Origin of the sequence: Fibrobacter sp. UWH9 (genome assembly GCF_900129715.1) — a bacterium.
In the GTDB taxonomy this organism is placed as follows: Bacteria; Fibrobacterota; Fibrobacteria; order Fibrobacterales; family Fibrobacteraceae; genus Fibrobacter.
The window spans coordinates 1-21,695 of the sequence record NZ_FQWP01000033.1 but is presented as its reverse complement, the minus strand read 5'-3'; the positions used below and the strand labels follow the sequence as shown (position 1 = coordinate 21,695).

Annotated in this window: 22 protein-coding genes; 12 read left to right on the top strand and 10 right to left on the bottom strand. The window is 50.0% G+C overall.

Annotation, left to right across the window (positions count from 1 at the left end):
* The coding region (locus BUB94_RS15495) for a GTP-binding protein (protein ID WP_139258098.1) at window positions 1–95 on the bottom strand (95 nt) is incomplete at its 3' end.
* Between the two features lie 539 nt (window positions 96–634).
* On the opposite strand from BUB94_RS15495, the gene BUB94_RS15490 reads away from it, so the two are divergent.
* Window positions 635–2,137 carry a hypothetical protein gene (locus BUB94_RS15490; protein ID WP_073238755.1) on the top strand — a complete coding sequence of 501 codons (1,503 nt, stop codon included), beginning with the start codon at window positions 635–637 and terminating at the stop codon, window positions 2,135–2,137.
* Window positions 2,138–2,340: 203 nt separating this feature from the next.
* A complete protein-coding gene (locus tag BUB94_RS16280; RefSeq protein WP_083538379.1) occupies window positions 2,341–3,945 on the top strand; it encodes a hypothetical protein in 1,605 nt (534 codons plus the stop codon).
* 116 nt (window positions 3,946–4,061) lie between these two features.
* Here BUB94_RS16280 and BUB94_RS15480 read toward each other — a convergent pair whose 3' ends face one another.
* A complete protein-coding gene (locus tag BUB94_RS15480; RefSeq protein ID WP_083538377.1) occupies window positions 4,062–5,156 on the bottom strand; it encodes an alpha/beta hydrolase in 1,095 nt (364 codons plus the stop codon).
* A 188-nt stretch (window positions 5,157–5,344) separates the two neighbouring features.
* Here BUB94_RS15480 and BUB94_RS15475 point away from each other — a divergent pair, with 188 nt between their 5' ends.
* Window positions 5,345–6,484: a macro domain-containing protein gene (locus BUB94_RS15475; protein ID WP_073238752.1), complete on the top strand. Its 1,140-nt coding sequence runs from the start codon at window positions 5,345–5,347 to the stop codon at window positions 6,482–6,484.
* 107 nt (window positions 6,485–6,591) lie between these two features.
* On the top strand, window positions 6,592–7,248 hold the full coding sequence (locus BUB94_RS15470) for a vWA domain-containing protein (RefSeq protein ID WP_073160702.1): 657 nt from the start codon (window positions 6,592–6,594) through the stop codon (window positions 7,246–7,248).
* A gap of 103 nt (window positions 7,249–7,351) precedes the next feature.
* On the opposite strand, the gene BUB94_RS15465 is transcribed toward BUB94_RS15470, so the two are convergent.
* Entirely contained in the window at window positions 7,352–7,792 is a 441-nt protein-coding gene (locus BUB94_RS15465; protein WP_073238749.1) for a hypothetical protein, read from the bottom strand.
* A gap of 256 nt (window positions 7,793–8,048) precedes the next feature.
* On the opposite strand from BUB94_RS15465, the gene BUB94_RS15460 reads away from it, so the two are divergent.
* From BUB94_RS15460 to BUB94_RS15445, 4 genes are all read left to right on the top strand, one after another.
* Window positions 8,049–9,347, top strand: coding sequence for an amidohydrolase (locus BUB94_RS15460; protein ID WP_073238746.1), 1,299 nt, complete (start codon window positions 8,049–8,051; stop codon window positions 9,345–9,347).
* A gap of 159 nt (window positions 9,348–9,506) precedes the next feature.
* On the top strand, window positions 9,507–10,760 hold the full coding sequence (locus BUB94_RS15455) for an adenosylhomocysteinase (protein ID WP_073238743.1): 1,254 nt from the start codon (window positions 9,507–9,509) through the stop codon (window positions 10,758–10,760).
* A 129-nt stretch (window positions 10,761–10,889) separates the two neighbouring features.
* The gene (locus BUB94_RS15450; RefSeq protein ID WP_073238740.1) at window positions 10,890–11,837 is read left to right on the top strand and encodes a hypothetical protein; all 948 of its coding nucleotides are present in this window, start codon (window positions 10,890–10,892) and stop codon (window positions 11,835–11,837) included.
* A 102-nt stretch (window positions 11,838–11,939) separates the two neighbouring features.
* The gene (locus BUB94_RS15445; RefSeq protein ID WP_073238737.1) at window positions 11,940–13,013 is read left to right on the top strand and encodes a helix-turn-helix domain-containing protein; all 1,074 of its coding nucleotides are present in this window, start codon (window positions 11,940–11,942) and stop codon (window positions 13,011–13,013) included.
* A gap of 57 nt (window positions 13,014–13,070) precedes the next feature.
* Here the strand turns inward: BUB94_RS15445 and BUB94_RS15440 are convergent, their stop codons facing one another.
* A complete protein-coding gene (locus BUB94_RS15440) occupies window positions 13,071–13,715 on the bottom strand; it encodes a hypothetical protein (RefSeq protein ID WP_073238734.1) in 645 nt (214 codons plus the stop codon).
* A gap of 35 nt (window positions 13,716–13,750) precedes the next feature.
* Between BUB94_RS15440 and murJ the strand changes: the two genes are divergently transcribed.
* From murJ to BUB94_RS15425, 3 genes are all read left to right on the top strand, one after another.
* Window positions 13,751–15,334, top strand: a complete 1,584-nt coding sequence (gene murJ, locus BUB94_RS15435) for a murein biosynthesis integral membrane protein MurJ (protein WP_073160716.1) — start codon at window positions 13,751–13,753, stop codon at window positions 15,332–15,334.
* 113 nt (window positions 15,335–15,447) lie between these two features.
* Window positions 15,448–16,560, top strand: a complete 1,113-nt coding sequence (locus BUB94_RS15430; RefSeq protein WP_073238732.1) for an outer membrane protein — start codon at window positions 15,448–15,450, stop codon at window positions 16,558–16,560.
* The gene (locus BUB94_RS15425) at window positions 16,560–17,048 is read left to right on the top strand and encodes a hypothetical protein (RefSeq protein WP_073238729.1); all 489 of its coding nucleotides are present in this window, start codon (window positions 16,560–16,562) and stop codon (window positions 17,046–17,048) included. The genes BUB94_RS15430 and BUB94_RS15425 overlap by 1 nt, the downstream gene beginning before the upstream one ends.
* A 196-nt stretch (window positions 17,049–17,244) precedes the next feature.
* Here the strand turns inward: BUB94_RS15425 and BUB94_RS15420 are convergent, their stop codons facing one another.
* From BUB94_RS15420 to BUB94_RS15400, 5 genes are all read right to left on the bottom strand, one after another.
* Window positions 17,245–17,676 (bottom strand): helix-turn-helix domain-containing protein, encoded by a 432-nt coding sequence (locus BUB94_RS15420; protein WP_073238727.1) that lies wholly within the window; start codon window positions 17,674–17,676, stop codon window positions 17,245–17,247.
* 37 nt (window positions 17,677–17,713) lie between these two features.
* Complete coding sequence (locus tag BUB94_RS16580) at window positions 17,714–17,908, bottom strand: hypothetical protein (RefSeq protein ID WP_139260276.1); 195 nt, start codon at window positions 17,906–17,908, stop codon at window positions 17,714–17,716.
* Between the two features lie 65 nt (window positions 17,909–17,973).
* Window positions 17,974–18,084: a hypothetical protein gene (locus BUB94_RS17555; RefSeq protein WP_346348717.1), complete on the bottom strand. Its 111-nt coding sequence runs from the start codon at window positions 18,082–18,084 to the stop codon at window positions 17,974–17,976.
* Between the two features lie 146 nt (window positions 18,085–18,230).
* The gene (locus BUB94_RS15405) at window positions 18,231–19,496 is read right to left on the bottom strand and encodes an LlaJI family restriction endonuclease (protein ID WP_139260275.1); all 1,266 of its coding nucleotides are present in this window, start codon (window positions 19,494–19,496) and stop codon (window positions 18,231–18,233) included.
* 8 nt (window positions 19,497–19,504) lie between these two features.
* Window positions 19,505–20,866: an ATP-binding protein gene (locus tag BUB94_RS15400; RefSeq protein WP_073238758.1), complete on the bottom strand. Its 1,362-nt coding sequence runs from the start codon at window positions 20,864–20,866 to the stop codon at window positions 19,505–19,507.
* Window positions 20,867–21,315: 449 nt separating this feature from the next.
* Between BUB94_RS15400 and BUB94_RS16975 the strand changes: the two genes are divergently transcribed.
* The gene (locus BUB94_RS16975; protein ID WP_175549750.1) at window positions 21,316–21,465 is read left to right on the top strand and encodes a hypothetical protein; all 150 of its coding nucleotides are present in this window, start codon (window positions 21,316–21,318) and stop codon (window positions 21,463–21,465) included.
* A 26-nt stretch (window positions 21,466–21,491) separates the two neighbouring features.
* Here the strand turns inward: BUB94_RS16975 and BUB94_RS15390 are convergent.
* Window positions 21,492–21,695 (bottom strand): transposase (locus BUB94_RS15390; RefSeq protein ID WP_139259115.1); only part of this gene is annotated, 204 nt, incomplete at its 5' end.

Here is a 21,695-nt window from a genome sequence, read left to right as displayed (position 1 = left end):
ATAGCAGCGGTCAGAGTGGTCTTACCGTGGTCAACGTGGCCGATGGTGCCGATGTTGCAGTGCGGCTTACTTCTGTCAAAATGTTCTTTTGCCATTTTTTCCTCTTCTTCAGCAGAAGGTTTATCGCTTCGAAACCTAGGAACGACGCGGGTTTGCGTGAGATTCCTGTTATTCCGACAGAGCATAGGAAGCGGTACTCTGCGGATTTTGTCGCGTAAATTTAGCAAATCCACAAAAAATTTCAAGGATTTTTCTTTGTTTTTTTGCAGAAAACGGCAATTTTGGCTTATCAACACCCCTTTCCCGACGATCCTTTTTCGGTCTGCGTTTCCTACCGCGTACCCATCCAAAAACGCCATTTTTTTACAAATTTTTGAGGGTCATCAAACAACAGAACCCACTAAATTCAGTTTATCAACACAATAACAACATTCAACCAACAAACAAAACGTACCAGAAGCCATTATTTCTACAATTGTAAAAAGAATTTTACATATTAAGAATTTACATTAGTTTACATTCCGGAAACACCTTGGGAACGTTTTCAATCACACCGAAAAAATATTTTACACCATAGACGTAAGTATATATCTATCTTTGACTTGGTTTATGGGCATCCTTAGGTAAAGAGAATATGAAGAATCCTTTTTTCAAGACGATGATCAAGGCGATCCTGATCGCCGGCATGGCCATCGCGGTATGCAACTGCGGTGATGATTCCACTTCTGCAAACAACGACAACAACGGCAATGTCAACACTCCCGTTGCACTGGGCGAGCCCACCAGGCATTACAACGACAACGGCCTGGACGTCTACATCACTGAAGACGGCAGAGTCCTTGATGCCAACGGCCTGCAGGTCGGCTTTACAGACAAGGATTCCGGATCGATCATGACTATGGAAGGCGCCACCCTGGCTACCGGCGTAGACTTTAACGCCCTTCCCCTCATTCCGGCAGCAAGCGGCACCAAGCCCTCCAAGGTCCTTAACGCCGCCGGTCAGGACTACGTCATTTCTCCTGCCGTCGACAACGCCTTCGACGCTGAGGGCCACGCCCTGGGCACCGTCACTGACGCAAGCGGTGTACAGACCGGCTATTTCGTCTACATCACTGACAGCTATGGTTACATCACTACCCTGGATATGACCATCGCCCTCCAGGACATCGACCTGAACCAGTATCCGGACTACAACCCGACGGCCGCTTCTTCTGCAAGCCAGCAGGAAACTCAGATTCCCACCCTGTCTAGCGAAACGGTCATTCTTACCAGTTCCGACAGCCAGCAGGCCCTGTCTTCCAGCAATCAGCAGCCGGCATCTAGCGCCCAGCAGCCCAAGTCTTCCGCTAGCCAGCCTAAGTCTTCTGACAGCCAGCCCACCAGCTCCGCTGCAAGGGGCTGCCCCGAAATCAAGTACGTTTCCGGCGGCGAAAGCGGTAGCGGCCACGCCACCAGATACTGGGACTGCTGCAAGCCCAGCTGCTCCTGGAAGGAAAACGCAGGCGACCACCGCGCAAAACAGTGCAGCGTGAACAGCACCACCCTGATTACCGACCCCAGCTCCCAGAGCGTCTGCGACGGCGGTAACGCAATGACCTGCACCAGCCAGACCGCATTTACCATCGAAGGCTGCGACAATATCGGTTTCGCCTTCGCTGCCGTGCCCGCCTTCAAGAGCGCCTGCGGCAGGTGCTTCGAGCTGACTTTCACCGGTCAGGGCAAGTACGAAACCAAGATGAACCACCAAAAGCTCCAGGGCAAGAAGCTCATCGTCATGGCCTCCAATGTCGGTGGCGACGTGTCTAACGGACAGTTCGACATCATGATCCCCGGTGGCGGCTACGGTGCATTCGACGGTTGTTCCGGCAAGATGGACTGGGGCGACATGAGAAATTCCGAACGCTACGGCGGCCTGTTGAGCGATTGCGAAAACCAGGTGGGTTACTCCGGCAACGATAGTCAGATCTACACCAAGCGCAAGGAATGTCTGGTCGGCAAGTGCAACAGCATCTTCGCCAAGGACGAAGCCGCCAAGGAAGGCTGCCTGTTCCTGGCCAACTTCATGGAAGCTGCAGGCAACCCGACCCACACCTACAAGGAAGTGGAATGCCCCAAGGAATTGGCTGACCGCTATTAATACCGCGTTCGACGCCATTCAGTAAATTAGAAGTCTCGGCCCGCAGGCCGGGGCTTTTTTCGTAACTTCATATCTTACAAAAATTTACACACGTAAACCCTTTACAGATACTATCTTTCCGCACGGATGGAATTGGAAGACTTTTATTGGTGTAAAGTCAAGTTTTCTCGTACACCTAGCATACAACCCCTACTGAGGTCGAAATGAAACGTCAATTCTTGAAGTCCGTTCTGCTCATCAGCTCCGTGGCAGCACTCATGAGCTGTTCCGAAGAAGCCGTCGACGCAATCGCAAACAATATTCCCGACCAGTCTCTTGTCACTTCTAGTGCAGACGCATCTGCACCCAACGTCCTTACTGCAACCGAGCCCTGCTTCGTGTTCAATACCGACAACCAGACTTACCTCATCAACGGTAATCTCGAAGTGAAGACCGCCGCCGGCGAAATTGTCGGTTCTTATGACGGCGCTACCATGACCATCAAGAATCTGGCCGGCGTCACCATGTTCGAAAGCGTGGACATCAGCGCCTTGGAATACAAGGACGTTGGAGAAGTTATCCCCACCGTTATCGCTCCCGCTTCCTCTGCTTCTAGCCTTCCTAACGAAACCGCTCCCACTTCCAGCGCTTCTCTGCAGGACAACAACCAGAACCAGACTGCTACTTCCAGCGCTACTCAGCAGAACAACCAGAACCAGACTGCTACTTCCAGCGCCGCTCAGCAGAACAACAACCAGAACCAGACTGCTACTTCTAGCGCCGCTCAGCAGAACGACCAGCCGCAGCAGGGTTCCGACGGTACCTGCTTCGACAAGCTCTCTAATAAGTATGTGAAGCCCTACACCGAACTGGTAGGCAAGAACGGCGAAAAGTACGCCTACAAGAACGACTGCTCCATCGATTGCTGGTGGGACGGCAGCAACAACAACTGCGCAAACATCGGTTCTGGCAACGGCTCCAACAATAACAACAACAATAACAACCAGCAGCAGCCTCAGTCTTCTAACAGCCAGCAGCAGGCAAAGTCCTCCGCTAGCCAGCAGGCAAAGTCTTCTGCTAGCCAGCAGCCTGCATCCAGCGCTTCCAACACCAACAATGGTACAACTCCCAACTTCAAGATTGTTAGCGGCGGTAAGAGCGGTTCCGGCTACGCAACCCGTTACTGGGATAGCTGCAAGCCTCACTGCGCATGGAAGGGCAAGGCCGGTCCGGCAAGCACCCCGACCCGCACCTGCCACGCCGACGGCTCCCTGGCTGGCGCCGATGAAAAGTCCGCATGCGATGGCGGTACTGCAGGTACCTGCCTGAGCCAGATCCCCCAGATCATTAACGATAACCTGGCATACGCATTCGCAGCAACTCCGGGTGGCGAAGGCGACTGCGGCCGTTGCTACCTCCTGACTTTCGACGGCAATGGTCACGACCAGAACCCCGCACGTAACAAGGCTCTCGCCAACAAGAAGCTGGTGGTCATGTCCAGCAACATCGGTTACGACGTTGCCGGCGGCCAGTTCGACTTGATGATCCCGGGTGGTGGCGTCGGTGCATTCTCCGGCTGCCGCGTCATGGGACTTTCCTGCAACGGTAAGCAGTACGGTGGTCTCCTGGGCACCTGCCAGGACAAGTACAACAACAGCACCGACAAGCTCCTGGATTGCTTGAAGTCTAGCTGCAAGACTGAATACGGCAACAACACCCAGGCTTACGAAGGCTGCATGTTCATGGCAACTTGGATGAACGGCGCAGACAATCCGACCCTGAAGTACCAGGAAATCGAATGCCCGTCTGAACTTTCCGCAAGATGGTAATCCGGCGCTAAGCTGCAAGAACTTAAAGGCCCCGACGAATGTCGGGGCTTTTTCTTTTTATAGTTTGCGGAACCTGCCAGACGTCCACCCAAAAAGAGCGGCCCGCCCATCCGAAATTACTTCTTGACAATATTGTCCAGGAATTCGATAGTCACGCTATAGGCGTGATCGCGGACTTCCTTGCGGGAAAGGTAAAGGTCGTGCAAGGCCCCTGGAATCTGCACCAGGCGCACATCCGGTCCCAGGTGGGCACCGTAATTGCGGATATCGTCTACGTTCAAGACGCCATCGCAACGGGTGTACTCATCGCTCCATTCGTCTTCGTTGACGCTACAGCCGCTGTGCATCACGAGGATCGGCGAGACAAGATCCATCCCGGCCTTTACGATATCCTGGGCGTCACAGATGGCGGCAGACCAGCCGAAATCCACGGGGATGCTGCCCGGCACCTTCAAGGTCGTATTGTATTCCCATTCGCCCTTCATGCTCTTGAGCAGGCTTTCGCTGTAGGCGTCGCTGCTGCTGCGGGGAATCGGGATGTTCGGGAAGTAATGTCCGATAGGCGCAAGAACGGGAATGATCACATCGCGCATGAGCCAGGAGTAATTCATCTCCATGAAGGGGCTGTTCAGCACGATAGCATCGAAGTCCTTGCCCTTTTCGCGGACGTCGGCGTACACCAGAGAAATCAGGCCGCCGGTACTGTGTCCCAATAAAACCTTGGGCACATCCTTGCCGACTGCCGCCTCGATTTTCTTCCAGGCGGAATCGATTTCCGGGAAATAGCTGGTTACGTCCCTGAGCTCACCCAGCACTTCGCCCTGGCGGTAGGAACGACCGTAATTGTGCAGGTCGATAGCGAAGAAGGCATAGCCTGCGGAATCCAGCTTTTCGGCCGTTAAAGTCTGGAAGTAATAGTCGTTAAAGCCGTGAATATAGAGCACGGCCGCCTTGGGCTTATTGACAGTTCCGTTCAGAGAATCCTGGGGAGCTGCAGTGGAATCCTGTACAACTGCGGAATCCTGGGGCGCAGACTTGCCGGACGCTCCGAATGGATAGCTTACAAGCGTTGCGCGATACTGGTTGTTGTCTCCAGCATCGTAGAATTCGGCCGTGAACGGCTCGCCCAGAAACGGGTCCACCACGGCCTGGGCAAAGGCCATAGAAACAAGGCCCCCCATCAACGCAGATGTAAAAACAGTAAATCTCATAACCTCAAAGAAATATAGTTCTTAAAGTACCTTAAAAAGCTCAAATTTTCAAATAAAAACAGAATAAGCCGTTTTTTTGGAATATCAAACTGGGCTGTCTATACAAGCGAATAAAGAAAACGTCTGTTTTTTGACATTTTTTGTCAGACAAGCAATGCTAATTTTATAAAGAAAATAAGGAGGCCGTTATGAACCAGCTCAAGATTATTCACGACGACATCACCCGAGTCACGGCAGACGCCATCGTCAATTCCGCCAACCCCTTCCCTATCTGCGGTGGAAGTACCGAAGCCCTGATCTTCGATGCAGCCGGACACGACCAGCTCCTGGAAGCCCGCGAAAAGATCGGCTACCTGGACGTTTGCGATGTGGCCCACACCGATGCCTTTGACCTGAACGCCAAATACATCATCCACGTTTCGGCCCCCCGCTGGAACGACGGACGTTCCGGCGAAAAGACCTCCCTGAAATTCTGCTACCAGAACGCCATGCGCAAGGCCCGGGAACTGGGCTGCCATTCCATCGCGTTCCCCCTGCTGTCTAGCGGCATTTACAGATTCCCTAAGGATTTGGCCCTGGACATCGCCAGGGAATCCATCGAGGAGTTCCTGCAAGGCGACGGAAAGGACTGCGACATTACCGCCACCATCGTACTCTACGACGACGAAGCGGTCAAAATTTCCGAAGCGCTGTTCGGCAAGATCCAGGAATACATCTACGCCAACTACGTCCCGGAAAATCCCCAGGAAAATTTCGAAGCACTCAAGTGCTGTTCCTTCAGTGAAGAACCGCTCGGCGACGGTCAAATGGCCGACGACAGTCAAATAATCGGCGAAAGCGAAGTCGTCGCAGAAATTTGCGACGCAGCTCCCATTCTTTCCAAGATCAGCAGCAAGTCGGATTTCGACAAGAGCATCAACGAACTGCTGAAGGACCCGAAAAGGTTCAAGTCCTTCCGCAAGAAGATGAACGAAATCATGACCGACAGAAGCATCACCAATTCCATGCTGGCCAGGGATTCCGACGTAGACCGCAAGGTACTTTCGAAAATCAACAACAGCGATAGCTACACCCCCTCCAAGGAAACGGCCATCGCTATCGCCATCGGCCTCAAGCTGAACTATATCGAGGCGGTGGAATTCCTGTCTTACGCCGGGCGGGCCCTGTCACCCTCCAGCAAGAGCGACCTGATTGTCCAATTCTTCATGGAAAACAAGGAACTGTTTTACAGGGAAAATCCCGACAGGAATCAATACAAGGTGAACACCCTCAACACGATCCTTTCAACCCATGGAGAAAATTCCCTCGGAGCCAGCCGGAACCTCTAAAAACGATGTCGCCTGGCAGGCGACCTTTCTGTTCCCGCAACCACCTATATTGAACGTATCAACAGAGCGATGCAATCCGGCAGTCGCAAAAAAAAGAGAGGTTCAATATGAAGCAGGGACTTACAGAAATCGTTTTTATCATGGACCGCAGCGGATCCATGAGCGGCCTTGAGACAGATACCATCGGCGGCTTCAACGGCACCATCGAAAAGCAGAAAAAAGAAGAAGGGGAAGCACTGGTTTCCACCATCCTCTTTGACAATGTTTCCGAGGTTCTTCACGACCGCGTTTCCTTGGACAAGATTCCGCCCATGACCAGCGAGCAGTACTGCGTTGGCGGAGGCACCGCCCTCATAGACGCCCTAGGCGACGCCATCCATCACATGGGAAACGTACACAAGTACGCCCGGGATGAAGACCGCCCCGAAAAGACCATCTTCATCATTACCACCGACGGCTACGAGAATTCCAGCCGCAAGTATTCCGCCGAGCAAGTACGCCACATGGTAAATCGCCAGAAGGAAAAGTACGGTTGGGAATTCATTTTCCTGGGAGCCAACATCGACGCCGTGGAAACCGCCCGCACTTACGGAATCAGCGAGGAACGGGCCGCCAACTACGTCAATGACAAGAGAGGCATCGAGATCATGTGCTGCGCCCAGAGCGCCATCATCAGCGATATCCGAAACAACATCTGCCACGAGGAACGCGGTCACTGGAAAAAGGAAATGGAACAGGATCATCAGAAGCGCAGCAAGCGTTAATCTGCAACGGCAGCAAGATTCCGGGGAGCCAAAAAGGACGGTCCGCATTTGCGAACCGCCCCTTGTTCTTTAAGGAGAGTATGAATTTCTTGACCCGCGCAAACTAGTTTTCGCCGTTGCGCATTTCGGTCTGTTCACGGTCAATGGTGTACGTCAGATATTCCTTGAAGTCACGGTCGATGGAAACTCCGTCAAAGTCCACATCGTCGTTTTCAAGAACGAATACTGAGGTAGGATTGTCGATCCAGGCTTCGATATTGACATCGCCAAATCCAATGGTCTTGTTACCTGCAGCTTGCGCCACATACTCGATTTTGGACTTCGGAACCCAACCGGTGCAATCTCCCTTGACCAGGGCTTCAGTTTCTGCCTCGCGGAGTAGCGCCAGCTCAGCATTGAAACCCATGGTGCAGAGAATTTTGTCGCCACCCTTGGTCGCCATCAAATCCAGGTCACCCAATCTGGACTTTACCATCTTGGATGCGAAGGATGATGAAACCATCAGGGCAAAGGCAACGAGCAGTGTAATTTTCAGCGTCTTCATGATAAGCCTCCTTTGCGGCTCTAGAGCCTGTTCGAGAGCAGCGACCCAGCCGTCCCTCACCCAACAAAGTACAAAGTTGGCTTTTTCCAGACCAGGAAATCTAAGATTTATTTTACAAAACTTATTCCAGGTTGGAATATACCCTGTCTGCGCTTTGGCCCAGGTTTTCTTAATTTCTATTTTTTATATGGGTCTGCAATTTAGACCTGCTACCTATAAAAAAGATTTTTAGGACCCGCTTAAAAAAGGATTCATCATGGGCATTGTCTTGAAGAACATCCAGGCCATCGTTCCTGCCGGAAGCAAGGACGAAGTGAAGGAAACTTCCATCTATATCGAAGGCGACAAGATTGTTGGCATGGGCGCGGAACCCGCCGGCTTCAAGACAGACAAGGTCATTGACGGAACTGACAAGCTGGCCATTCCCGGCCTGGTAAATTGCCACACCCATTCCTACATGAGCTTCATGCGCAACGTGGCCGACGACCTTTCCTTTATGGATTGGCTGTTCGGGACCATCGACCCCATCGAACAGAAGATGACCGACGAGGACACCTACTGGGGCGCATGCCTGGCCATCATCGAAATGATGAAGAGCGGCACCACCTGCTTTAACGACATGATGATGAACATCAAGCAGACTACCAAGGCCATCAAGGAATCCGGTATGCGTGCGGTCATGTGCCGCGGTCTCGTCGGCAGCGCCGAAGACGACGGCGGACGTATCCAGCAGACTTATGACGAAATGGAATTCTGCAAGGACTGCGACCGCATCACTTTCAAGTTCGGTCCCCACGCTCCCTACACCTGCACCGAGGATTATTTCCGTCGCGTGTCCGACGAAGCCAAGAAGGCGGGCATCGGCATTCATGTGCATCTTTCCGAAAGTGTTGCCGAAATCCAGGGCACCCAGGAAAAGTACGGCTACTCCCCCATCGTCATGGCCGACAAGAACGGCCTCTTTGATGTTCCCTGCATTGCCGCCCACTGCGTCCAGGTGGATGAAGCCGATATGGACATCATGGCCCGCAAGGGAGTTTCCGTGGTGACCAATCCCGCAAGCAACATGAAGCTGGGTAACGGCTTTGCTCCCGTTCCCGAGATGATGGCCAAGGGCATCAACGTGTGCCTGGGTACCGACGGCGCCGCAAGTAACAACAGCCTGAACATGTTCCACGAAATGAGCCTGCTGGCATTGATCCACAAGGGAACCCACAAGAGCCCCCAATGCGTCAGCGCCCGCGAAGTGTTCCGCATGGCTACCCTCAATGGCGCCAAGGCACTTTGCCTCGAAAACCAGATCGGCTCCCTGGAAGTGGGCAAGAAGGCAGACATCGCCATTCTGGACTTGAACAATCCTTCCCTGATGCCAAAGAACAACCTGATCGCGGGCCTCTCCTATTCCGCCAACGGCTCCGAAGTGGACACCGTCATTATCGACGGCAAGATCACCATGGAAGGCCGCAAGGTTCTGACTCTCGATGAAAAGCTGGTTTACCAGAAGGTGAACGAAATCATCAAGCGCATGGGCCTGGAAAACAAGGAATACGTTTAAGGGTTCCGTCGCGGAAACTGGCGCAATTTTTATTTTTGCAAAAAACGGATGATAGGACAGACGACCATCCCTAAAAATTCGGCTGGACCCTCGACGAGTGCCGGGGCGAAAAACACAAACCAAATGAGGCCCCGCGGGGCATATCCAAAAGGAAAAGATATGGCAAGTGAAATCAGAGATATCAGTCTGGCCGAATCTGGCGAACGCAAGCTGGAATGGGTTCATCGCAACTGCAGCCTTCTTTCTATGCTAAAGGCTGAATTCGAAAAGACCAAGCCCTTCGCCGGAAAGAAGATCGCTCTTTCTGTCCATCTGGAAGCAAAGACTGGTTACCTGTGCCAGGTGCTGAAGGCTGGCGGTGCAGAAATGTACGTGACCGGATCCAACCCGCTTTCTACCCAGGATGACGTTGCTGCCGCCCTCGTGAAGGAAGGTATGGAAGTCCACGCCTGGTACGATGCTACCAACGAAGAATATGAAAGACACATCCGTCACACTCTGCAGTGCGGACCCAACATCATTATCGATGACGGTGGCGACTTGGTGAACATGGTTCACAACGAAATGCCGGAACTGATTCCCAACATCATCGGCGGCTGCGAAGAAACCACCACCGGTATCATCCGCCTGGAAGCCATGAACAAGGCTGGCAAGCTGATGTTCCCCATGGTCCGCGTGAACAATGCCGACTGCAAGCACCTCTTTGACAACCGCTACGGTACCGGTCAGTCCGTATGGGACGGCATCAACCGTACAACCAACCTGATCGTGGCTGGCAAGCAGGTTGTTGTGGCTGGCTACGGCTGGTGCGGTAAGGGTACCGCCATGCGCGCCAAGGGCCTGGGTGCCCGCGTCATCGTGACCGAAGTGGACCCGGTGAAGGCTATCGAGGCTGTCATGGACGGTTTCGACGTAATGCCCATGCGCGAAGCTGCAAAGATCGGCGACTTCTTCGTGACCGTTACCGGTTGCGACGGCGTTATCGATGCAGAAGATCTTTCTGTAATGAAGGACGGCGCCATCCTCGCCAACGCAGGTCACTTCGACTGCGAAATTGACGTAGCATGGCTGAAGAAGAACGCCGTGGAAATCCGCGAACAGCGCAAGAACATCATGGGCTACAAGCTGCCCACCGGCCAGTGGGTATTCGTCCTTGGCGAAGGCCGCCTGGTGAACCTCGCCTGCGGCGACGGCCATCCGGCAGAAATCATGGACATGAGCTTTGCTATCCAGGCACTGTCTGCAAAGTACCTGGTGGAACACGCCGGCGAACTGAAGGAAAAGATCATCGACGTTCCTCGCGAAGTGGACCAGGAAGTGGCCCGCAAGAAGCTCAAGTTCCTTGGCAAGGAAATCGACGTTCTCACCGCCGAACAGGAAAAGTACCTGCACTCCTACAACCTGGATGTGTAAGTTCACGAATCCGACGCTTTTTATAAAGACGTTAAAGACGAGAAGGATGCCTTATGGGCATCCTTTTCTTGTACAAATTGTTTTTTCTAGTTAGCATTCCCTACCAGACTTCATATTATATTTAAAGACATGCGTAGTCTTAAATTTTTAGCAGTCCTGCCTTTCGCCGTGGCCTCGGCTTTTGCCGGTTGGGAATATTCCCTGGTCACCAATGGGGCCTACTATGTCGAACACGAAGTCAAGACCGGAGACGAACACTTCTCCGCACCTTCGGGCCCATACGACGGACTTGAAGCCTTGACTCGCCTGGATGCCAAGTACACCATTCCCACACCTCTCGGGGATCACTGGCTCCTGAGCGGCGCAGACATTGAACTGTGGGGATCTCTTGAACTGTCACCGGTGACGTTGCGCCCCATGGTCGAGGTGGACTTTACGCCTGTTCCCTTCCTGGTTTTCGGTGCGGGCGCTTCTATCGGTAGCGGCTGGAATGTTCTTGGTTTTGAAGGTCTGACCAAGTACGATTTTGAAACTCAGGACTACGAGAACCTGACTCCGTTTACCCATTACTTTTACGACTTGTGGGCATCGGCCACGTTCCAGTTTGACACGGGCGCGCTCATTGAAGGAGACTGGTCCCATGTGGTGATGGTGGCTAGCTACAAGCTTTTCTATGAAGCCATGACCGGCGTCGACGATGGAGAAATTTGGCAGTGGCAGGAATCCGCCCGCAAGGCCAACGGTTTGCAGTACAGCTTTACCGGAGTGCTTGGCTACCAGATGCCCATAACCCTGAATATGGTGGGCCTGATGCTTGAAATGGAAGGCCACCTGGACAAGGATGACTACGGCCCCGTGGCCCAGAGTTTCGACGGAGACTTTACCACCACGGCCATTAGCGCACTAACCTCGTTCAAGCTAAGCGACAAGAACAGTTTGACGGTGCTCTACACTTTTGAACGTGAACGAAGCTACTCCCAGTTGCACGACGACGAGGACCAGGAACCCCTGCTTCACGTGACCGGCGGCGAATGGAGTTTTTATAGAGTGGCGTTAAGCTGGAAACACAAGTTCTAATTTTTTTTGAAGTCAGAAAAATAAATTCTGACTTTTTTTATTTCGTGACATAAATAAAATTCTATCTTGTTGCAGATAAAGTTTAATCTCTTGGAGGTGGAAATGTACATCAACAGAATTCGCAAGGCAATCGCCGCACAACGAATCACCCAAGAGGAACTCTGCAGACGTGTAGGGTGTTCCCGCGATGCCATTGTCGATGGGATCAGCGCAGATACCGCATGCAAACTGGAATTCATGCTGGGCGACGATCTTTTTGCAGGCATCGACATCCATGTCAGCGAAAGTGAAATGTCAAAAGCCCGAAGCAAGATGGAAGCGGGATTTTGCAGCGCCGAGGCAAAGGCCTGGGCACAGAAATTCCCCGTGGCAGAACTCCGCAGACTAAATCGCATTCCCGCCCAATGCAGCAACAAGGACGGAAGCCTTGTAAAAGCCCTGCTGAAATTTTTCAACGTGGCAACCATCGAGGGCTGGAAAACCTATTACGCCAACATCCAGGATTCCGTGAACCCTCAGGCCTATTCCGCCTGGTTGCGCCTGGGTGAACTGCAGGTCAGCCGCCCCGCCGCCGAAATCGCCATCGAGAAGGAAGCCATTCTCGAGAACATGAAATTTTTGCGCCGTAACGCCCTAGGTCTGCGAAACGCCCTGCGCAAGGCCGCCATCAGTAGCATTTCGGATTGCGATGTTCAGGTTGTTCAGGTGCCGGCATTTTTGACGGCCCCCGCACCCCTTTCCGCAAGCTACTGGGTCGGCAAGCGCCCCGTCATCCAGATTCCCGCGGGCCCCATGACCGACGTACGACTTCTGCAGGGGCTGTTCCATCAGCTGTACCACATTATGTACGGCAAGCGCAGCCTGTGCCTACAGCTGGGCCTGCAACTAAGCCAGCAACCTTCTGCAGGAATTGCGGGAACCGCGGGCGGTTCTGCAAACAGCATCTCGGGCGACGCCCTAAAATGCAGCGCCGCCGAACAATTTGCGGAACGCCATATGCTGACCGAAGCCGAAGAATGCGAAATCGTCTGCTGCGGCCACTTTGCCGAAAAGCGTTGCATCGACTATTTCGCAGGACTCTTTCATGTGCGCCCAAGCATTATCGTAGACCGCCTGCAGCAACAAAAAAAGCTGTCTAGCAGAACATTGCTAAACAGCTATAAAGTCGCAGTTTAACGCACCCGCCGGCAACATGCCGCGCGAAGCGCGCCCGTCGCCTAAACAGCCAGACAATTAATAGTTAATGGCCAGGTAGAAACTGAAGCTTCCGAAATGGCGGCCAAAGTCAAAACCATCCAGGAGCATGTCGTAGGCGGCACCCACTTCAAGCTGGGTCGTAGAAGTACGGAAGATGATCAAGCCCGCTTCAAGACCACCGGCAGGGCCAATGGCAAAGGCTTCAGAGAACTTGTCAAAGTGGAAGTCCATTTCGACACCCACACCTAGGCCCATGCCCACATAAGGGGAGAACACCTGGTCGGCAAAGAAATAGCGGCCGCCAATCAAGGCAGTCTCGTGCCACTGCCAATGAGTTTCATAAGAACCGTTAGCGTTGTTCATGAACGTAATGGCACCATGAGTTGTCATTTCCCAAATACGTCCGTAATGGAATACCACGCCCTGGTCCCAGTCACGCTTGGGATTCTTCCTGGAATCTTCCCAGTTGTGCCACACGCTAAAGCCAAGACCGAAACTTGCGAAATTGTAGGTCGGGCGCTTGGGAGCCGGCAACGGATCGTCGTCGGAATTCTTGGCCTGAGTCACTTCGGTAGCGACAGGTTCATAGGGTCCCTTGGTCACATTTTCGTCGGATGCGCCATCCTGGGCGAAAGCGATACCTGCAAGGGCGAAAGCGATAATTCCAAAAATCTTTTTCATGCATTCAAATATACAAAGTTTCTAAATTAACCTCCATGAATAAAGCTGCCATTATTGTTGCTGTAAGTATGTTGCTCAGCCGCGTGCTGGGAATCTTCCGTGAAATGCTTTTGGCCCACGCCGCCGGCGTCTCCCTCGAAAAGAACGCCCTGGATCTGGCCTTCATGATTCCCGACATCCTGAATCACGTAGTGAGCACCGGATTCCTCTCCATTATCTTCATCCCGATTTTTACAGGCTACAAGGTGGCCGGCGACGAAGAGAAAAGCTGGAAGTTCTTTAGCAACGTGCTGAACACCTTCGGCGCCATCTTGCTGGTGCTGGTGATTCCTGCATTCATCTTTATGCCGGAACTTTTGCAGCTGCTCACCACCAGCGGCGCAAGCGCAGAACTGATCGAGCGCGCCACTTACTACGGCCGCATCATTTTGCCGGGCCAGATCTTCATCTTCGTGGGAAGTATTCTGGTTGCCGTGCAGCACACCCGTAAGCAGTTCCTGATTCCTTCCCTTACCGGCCTGATTTACAACGTGGCCATTGTGGGCGGAGGCCTTGCTGGTATTCTGATGGGCCGCATGAATGGCGTCAGCTACGGTCTGGAAGGTTTCGCCTGGGGCGTTCCCGTAGGAGCCTTCATCGGATTCTTCGCATTGCAGATTTTTGGAGCCAAGCGTGGCGGCGTCAAGTACGAACTGATCATGCAGCCCACCCATCCCGATATCGTCCGCTATTTCAAGATGATGTTGCCAATGTCTCTTGGCGTAGGCTCCATGTTCGGCCTGGAATTCATTATCCGTAGTTTCGGTTCCAGTTTTGGCGGCAGCGGTATTTCTAGCCTGAACTACGCCTACCGCGTCATGTACACCCTGGTGGCAGTCTTCGGTTTCTCCGTTTCCGTTACCAGCTACCCCGACATGGCACGCCTTGTAAAGGAAGGTCAGATCAAGCAGCTGAACGAAAAAATCTGGAAGAGTCTCTCACGCATGTTCTGCATTTTGATTCCCGCAGTGGTTGCAGTATGGGCACTCTCCTTCCCCGCCGTGCGAATCCTCTTTGAACGCGGCGCCTTCCATCGCGAAACCACCGAAGCCATTACCGAAATTCTCCGCTGGTACTTGCCCGTAAGCTTGGGACTTTGCTTGCAGGCGGTTCTGGTGCGCAGCTTCTACGCCGCCGAACGCATGTGGTTGCCCACCCTGCTGAACACCGGAATCTTTGCCGCCACCATTCCCGCCTACATGCTATTGAGCGAACCTCTGGGTATCAAGAGCGTACCTATTATCGGTGCCACCGGCGCCATCCTGCAGGTGATTTCCATGATCTTCATGTGGGCCCGCAAGAACGGAACCGACGGCATGAGGACCGCACTTCTGAATATGTTCCGCGCCCTGGTGGCATTCGGCATCATGATCTTTGCCGCCCTTGGACTTGACCATGTGACGGGTGAATTCGTCCGCAGCACTAACCTGATCGTGCTGGTTATCTACAGCTGTGCCGCCGGCGTTATCCTGCTGTTCGCCACCCTCTTTATCCAGAAGATCCTTGGCAGCAAGGACGCCGGAGATATCCTTAACGAATTGCTGGGAAAGGTCCTCCGCAAGCTCCACCTGAAAAAATAAAAGGTCATTCCACCCTGTAATAGTTTCAGCTTTTTCTCCAGAACTCTTTTTTGTATTTTCGCATAGACACGGGGGTTTTTATGCGTTTTATTAAAAGTCTAATTTTTTTGTTAGTGATTCTTTGTTCTGCAGGGAACGCCCATGCAGGAAGTGCCGCATCCGATTTAACCAAGGGCACAGCTAAAATCCTCCTGTTTATTCCCGGGATGATGCTGGAGGAATATTTCGCAAGCCTATTTGACGGCGAAGGCCGAGTGGATTATTCCGAAGAATCAGTCTTTATTCCCTACATAAAAGTTAGCGGTATCCATCCCGACTACAAAAATTATATCGTCCAGACCTTCGGCCAGTACGTCAAGGAAGTGGGCCGTTACAAGCTCGTGGCCGCCGACAAGGAATCACCCTATGTCAAGTCCGCCTCCATGGCCATAGTCAGTAACCTCGCCAAGCGCAAGGGCTGCCCTTACATCCTGTACATCACCGTCAAGGAACAAGGCAGCGGCATGCTCCTCACCTTCGCCATGAAAGACACCGAAAACGATAACCTGGTGTGGCACGACGAATACCAGGCCATTATCCCCGAAGACATCGCTCCCATCTTGTTCCGCGTGGCAAACTCCATGGGCACCGGCAAAAAAGGAAGCAACCCCAAAAGCTTCTACGATTCCGAATATCCCATCTACATCAGTGAATCTAACTTCCAGCCTGTTGCCGCCACCCACGAAAGCGGCGAATCCAACCTTCCCAGCAATTTCGAAAACAAGCTGAACACTTCAAGGACCACCCGCGTGGCATTCTCCTTCGGCGTAGATTATCTGATCAAGAGTCAGCATGCCGCAGGCAATATCGGATTCTCCGCCTGGCACGACTTCACCTATTTTATGGTTGGCGCTGAAATAGACTTCAAGGGAATCATTTCCAAAGACACGAACATGATCCACCTGGGCCTAAATCTTGCCGCTCCAATCTTCATCCACGAAAACAACACGCCCTACGTAATAGCTGGCGCCGGATTATCCGGAACCAAATACACGACAACTAACTACCGCAACGAAGAACAAGACAAGAACGACCAGGGCGCAACTTTCTCGCTGGGCGCAGGCTATCAGTTCAACCGCTACGGAACCTGGACAGTCCGCTTCGGCCTCAAATACTTCAGGAACAACTACTACACCAACGGCCACAAGCTCCAGGGAATCGGCCTCGAAGCAATCATAGGTTACTGATGACTAGGCTCGCCCACATAATCGCCATGATGTTCCTTGCGGCTTACGCCCATGCAGGGATTTTCTCTGGTTGGCAAGAAATCTATGTGTCCGCAGACGACGGGAAAGCATACGATTTTTACGGGAACGGGAAATTCCTCTGTTCGGGAACGCGATGCCACTACACGAATTCAAGCGGAAAATGCAAAATCGAGTTCATTGCCAAAAAGGGGGAACGCATTTACGGAATCACAGAATTTGGTGACGACTACCAATGGGAACAGCGACCATTTTTAGCCAAGGCGCTTTTTGACAATCGGGATGAGGACCGCCCCTGTACCAGCACCAGCGCCACCGTACAAATTGACCCCGTGGCACACATGCACTTCTTTATGCCACCCATCAAGACAAATACAGATTGGGCCCGCCCTGCAGAAAACAAGGAACTCCTGGTTCCCCGAAAAATGCCAAGTCGCGCCGACTGGAAAAAATCTCCCTATAAAAAGTGACTAAAAAAAGACGCCTCCTCATAAGAGAAGACGCCTTTTTTGGATGTGTGGAGTAATCTCCAAAGTAGCTTCATCCAAAGTAATTGAAAAGGATTTTTTCAGAAACACCATGGACAAAATGTCCAATTAAGTCAACGATGGATAAGAAAATCAGTTTTAAACTGTCCCAAGCTGCGGAAGAAAAAATCATATGAAATCACTTTTTCTTCGCATCGTACTTCGCAGACGTATCTACGAGATTCATCCCGAAATCAAAATATGACTCCGGAGTCACATCGAAAACGGCTGCCAACTTGGTAGCCATTTTTCGTGAAACTGTACGACGGCCACGTTCAATTTCAGAAAGATTCTGAACAGAAATCCCCAACTTCTCGGAAAGGACTTTTTGCGTCCAGCCACGAAGTTCGCGGTCAGCCTTGACAGCATCGCCAGGAGACATTCTCTCGGCGATACCCTTAAGCACTTCTGAATTATCCAGATCAATAAATTCATCATCATCGCTGGTCTCTACAGAAGGGAAAAGGCTGCGCATGATTCCAATGACGCAATCAGGAATGTTACCTTTAATCTGGAATACAACAGGTTCCTTAGTGCCGGGCATAGGGGGCGCTTTCACGACTGCCAACATAATACACCTCAATGGTTAGCGTTCCGTTTTTACAAGTTCAACAGGCCACCCATTTACGAGATAAATGGCAATGATACTTGTCGGGTCCAAGTTTTGAATAATTCATAAGAGCCGGCTGCTCAGGGCCCTTCTCCTTAAGCAGTTGCTTCAAACGAATAAATTTATTTTGTTCGGCTACAGGCATTTTCTGAATACATTTTTCAACCGAACGTTTGGCGATTACAACGTTCATGAAAACAATATAGCCAAAAAATGGCTACAAAGCAAGACGTTTATTTACACTATAAACTTTTTGCTCTATGCATGTTTCATTTCTTCCATAAATTCATTTGCATCATCAAAATGGAATATGGAAATGCCACGACTACCAAGGAACTTTATAAAATCCTCTTCAGTCATTCCCGTCAAGCGAGGACAGGTGCCGGCTCAAGCAAGCTTGGCCGTCGCGACTCTCATGCAAACAGTTGTTCTTGACGCATTTATTTCATTTATGTATACTTTGAACATAAACAGGCCTGTAACGAAGTTGTCCCACCATAGGGGAACCAACGATGTTACGGGCCTTTTTTATTTGCGGTCGTAATCACATTCGCAAACTGCTTCTGTGCAGCATTGCTCTTGCTATAATTTTGCATCACATTTTTTATATCAAGCAGGACGCCGTGAATTTTGTGGTAAGGTTTTACAAGACCTTTTGCCACATCCGTATTTTTCCAATCACTATAGGCGTAGCCTAGATATTTCATTTTAAATGGGTACAAAAAATTCTCTGCAGTTACCGCACCCGCACAGTAAGGCATCAGAAAAACGTTATAAACCGTTTTGCCAATTTTTTGTTCAGCAAATTCAGCATAGGCAAGCTGCTTGGTGATAGATTCTGACTGCGGCAACGTTCTGCCATCAATGCCGTAAGTATAATACTTGGAATCCAGAACAAAGATTTTGTCATCCACTTTCATGATGGTATCAGGACGCATTTCAACACGACCCGCATTTTTACCATCAATAACCCAGCCGCAATTTGGATAATAATCTTCTCGACGTTCTGTTCCGAAAATGCGCTCAATCATCGCTTCCCAAACAGGAGCAAATGAATTTACCCCAAAATAAAATTCATTGGGAATCACATTTTCGTCAGACACATTTTTTCCAAGGTATTCCACAATCCTCAGCATATCCTGGAAAATTACAAGTGTGCGATCATGGAATGTTTTGGAGGCTTTCGTCATCAAGACAGAAGAAAACATCTCGTAGTCAAAATCAAGGGCGGGAGGTTCCTGGATATCAACGCCAAAAACAAAACCGATTCTTTTTGCAGCATCCCACACGCAGAATTTATGGATAAGCGAAATCAGTTCACGTTCATTATTGTCCGTTTGTCGTGTAACTGGATCAAGATAGACCACACTATCATTAACAACATCCGGCCTCAAAGTTTTTATTGTTCGATTCCAGTCGACCTTGCCGCTTCCACCTTGCCTAAAGACAACTTCCTGCTCGGAGTAATAGCCATACTCCATAAAATTCCGGAGTAGGTTGACATAAGCTAGCATAGGAAAATCTGAAGACGATTTTTCAACATCCCTTCCGATAATGTTTGAATTTTCGTGAACCTCGATTAGCTCCGAATCAGAAAGCACATCAAACAACTGCATAATATCCTGGCGAAGCTCATCTTCGTCAAGTTCTGCGATAGCGGCATCATTCTTAAAGTATCCAGCAGGAAAACAAATTTCAAGACAACCGTTATTACGAATGCCGACAAATTCGTCTCCGTTCAGTTTCGCTTCGCAAGTGCAGTAATCGTTTAGCTTTTGCATTTGTGATCTCACAAGCAGATTGCCATATAAGGCGGAATGCAAACAGTATCATCGTCCCGAATACTCAAATTCTTCGGATGGATTATATAAGAAGTCTTAATACGCTTTTTGAATTTCTTCTTAAACGATTCAAGCGATGTGGTGGTGTAATTTTTTGAAGACTTGACTTCGATTGGAATGATTCTTGAACCTACCGAATCAGATTCACTAATCATAAAATCAATTTCAATATCGTTGCGATGTTTTTCCTGATTGAAATGGGTATAAAAATAAAGCTTATGTCCTTGAGATACAAGCATCTGCGCAATGACATTTTCAAAGAGCATACCCTTATTAATCGCAAGCTTTTCGTTCATGATTTCCTTGTACAAGGATTCCTTTGAAATCTGATTTTCGCCAAAAGCCATAGAGAACAAAAGGCCTGTATCGCCCATATAGCACTTGACTGCGGAATCGTCCGCGTTCAAGCCAAAGCCAATATTTGGATCGGAGCACTTGAAACAGTTGTTTGCAATCATGGAATTGGAAAGCCACAGGAAGGTATTCTCATAGCTATTTTCACTACCGAGTCCCCCAGCGATCTTTGAAAATACAACTCGCTTTTCGTGCTTAGACAAAAATGCAGGAATCTGTTCAAATGTCGAAAGGACTTTCCCCTTATATGAGCCCTTGATTTTTTGAACATCCTTTTTGTAGAGTTCAATAATCTTGCGCTTTGCCTTGTCGCTATAATCAAAGCTGTAGGTGTTTTCAAGGAATGCGACAATGGATTGTGGCATGCCCCCTATCAGAATATACTGTTTGAATAGACGCATGCACTCCTTATGGAGTGGTTCATCCAACGCCTTCTTCCTTGAAAACGCATCGCGGATAAAGTCACATATATTCGGCTTATCCATCGCCCAGCAAAATTCCTCAAAATCCATGGGGAACATCTGGATGGATGTTTCTTCCGAGGGGATGGTAATATCCTTGACATTTTCGTAAATGGAAATAAGAGAGCCTGTTTCTATATAATCAAACCTGCCGTCTTTCACCAATTTTTTGATGGATTGCCTTGCCTTCGGAAATCTTTGCACATCATCAAAAATAATCAGGGATTCCCTCGGGTAGAGATTCACCCCATAAGTATATGAAAGGATATTGAAAAATGCCGAAAGATCATTCATTTTATCAAAGGCATCTAGTACAGCCTTTTCGCAGTCATTAAAATCAATCAGAATGTAGGAACGGTATTCGTTTTTCGCGAATTCTTCTACAATGGCACTTTTTCCAATACGACGCGCGCCCTCTATAAGAAGGGCTTCCCGGCCTTTGGATTCTTCCTTCCAATTCAGAAGTTCTTGATAAATCTTGCGTCTAAAAATAATCATGAAATCAGTCCCGGATGCTCATAATATACTTAATAAACATAAAAAAACGCAAGGTATTCTACTACTTATTCATGTTAAAAACGCAAAGTATTTTATACCGAAATAACGGCAAAAACGCAGAGTATTTTTTGAATTTTCATGACCCAAAATTCTTGAACAGCCCAAATTTAGCTTCATAGAATTTTAAAAACCAGAAGGTGACTACTCCAGTTATGCAATTGTTTTGTTGATAACCTGTGAATTCATGCAAACAGTTGTTTGCAAAATAAAAAGGAACAAAAAGTTTTATTGATTTAATTTCAGCCATGTTGTAAATTTGGCAAAAACCTACTTGACGCATTTATTTCATTTATGTATACTTTGAACATAAACAGGCCTGTAACGAAGTTGTCCCACCATAGGGGAACCAACGATGTTACGGGCCTTTTGTGTTTTTGGGGGCAACTTTGAAAACAGCAATTCTTGTTGATGGCGGATTCTATCGCAAAATGGCAAATCATCATGCAGGAGATTTATCTCCCATTGAAAGGGCGAAGGAATTAGCGGAGTACTGTAAAAAGCATCTTTATCAAAAAGATTATTACATAAAAAATTGAGGCATCATCAACATGTGTGGAAGCATTTAGGCAGCCTTGCTAGATGATTCTCTCGATTCCGATTCCCATTCGTAGGCTATCTGTACATCTACATAGGAACAGCTCAGCATTATCAGCGACAGCATGTTGTTCATGTTCCTGAAGCCATAGGCAGTCCGTATCAGTAGCTTTATCTTGTTGTTCGTCGCCTCGATCCTTGCGTTTGACACGCCCAGCCTGATTGTGTTGAG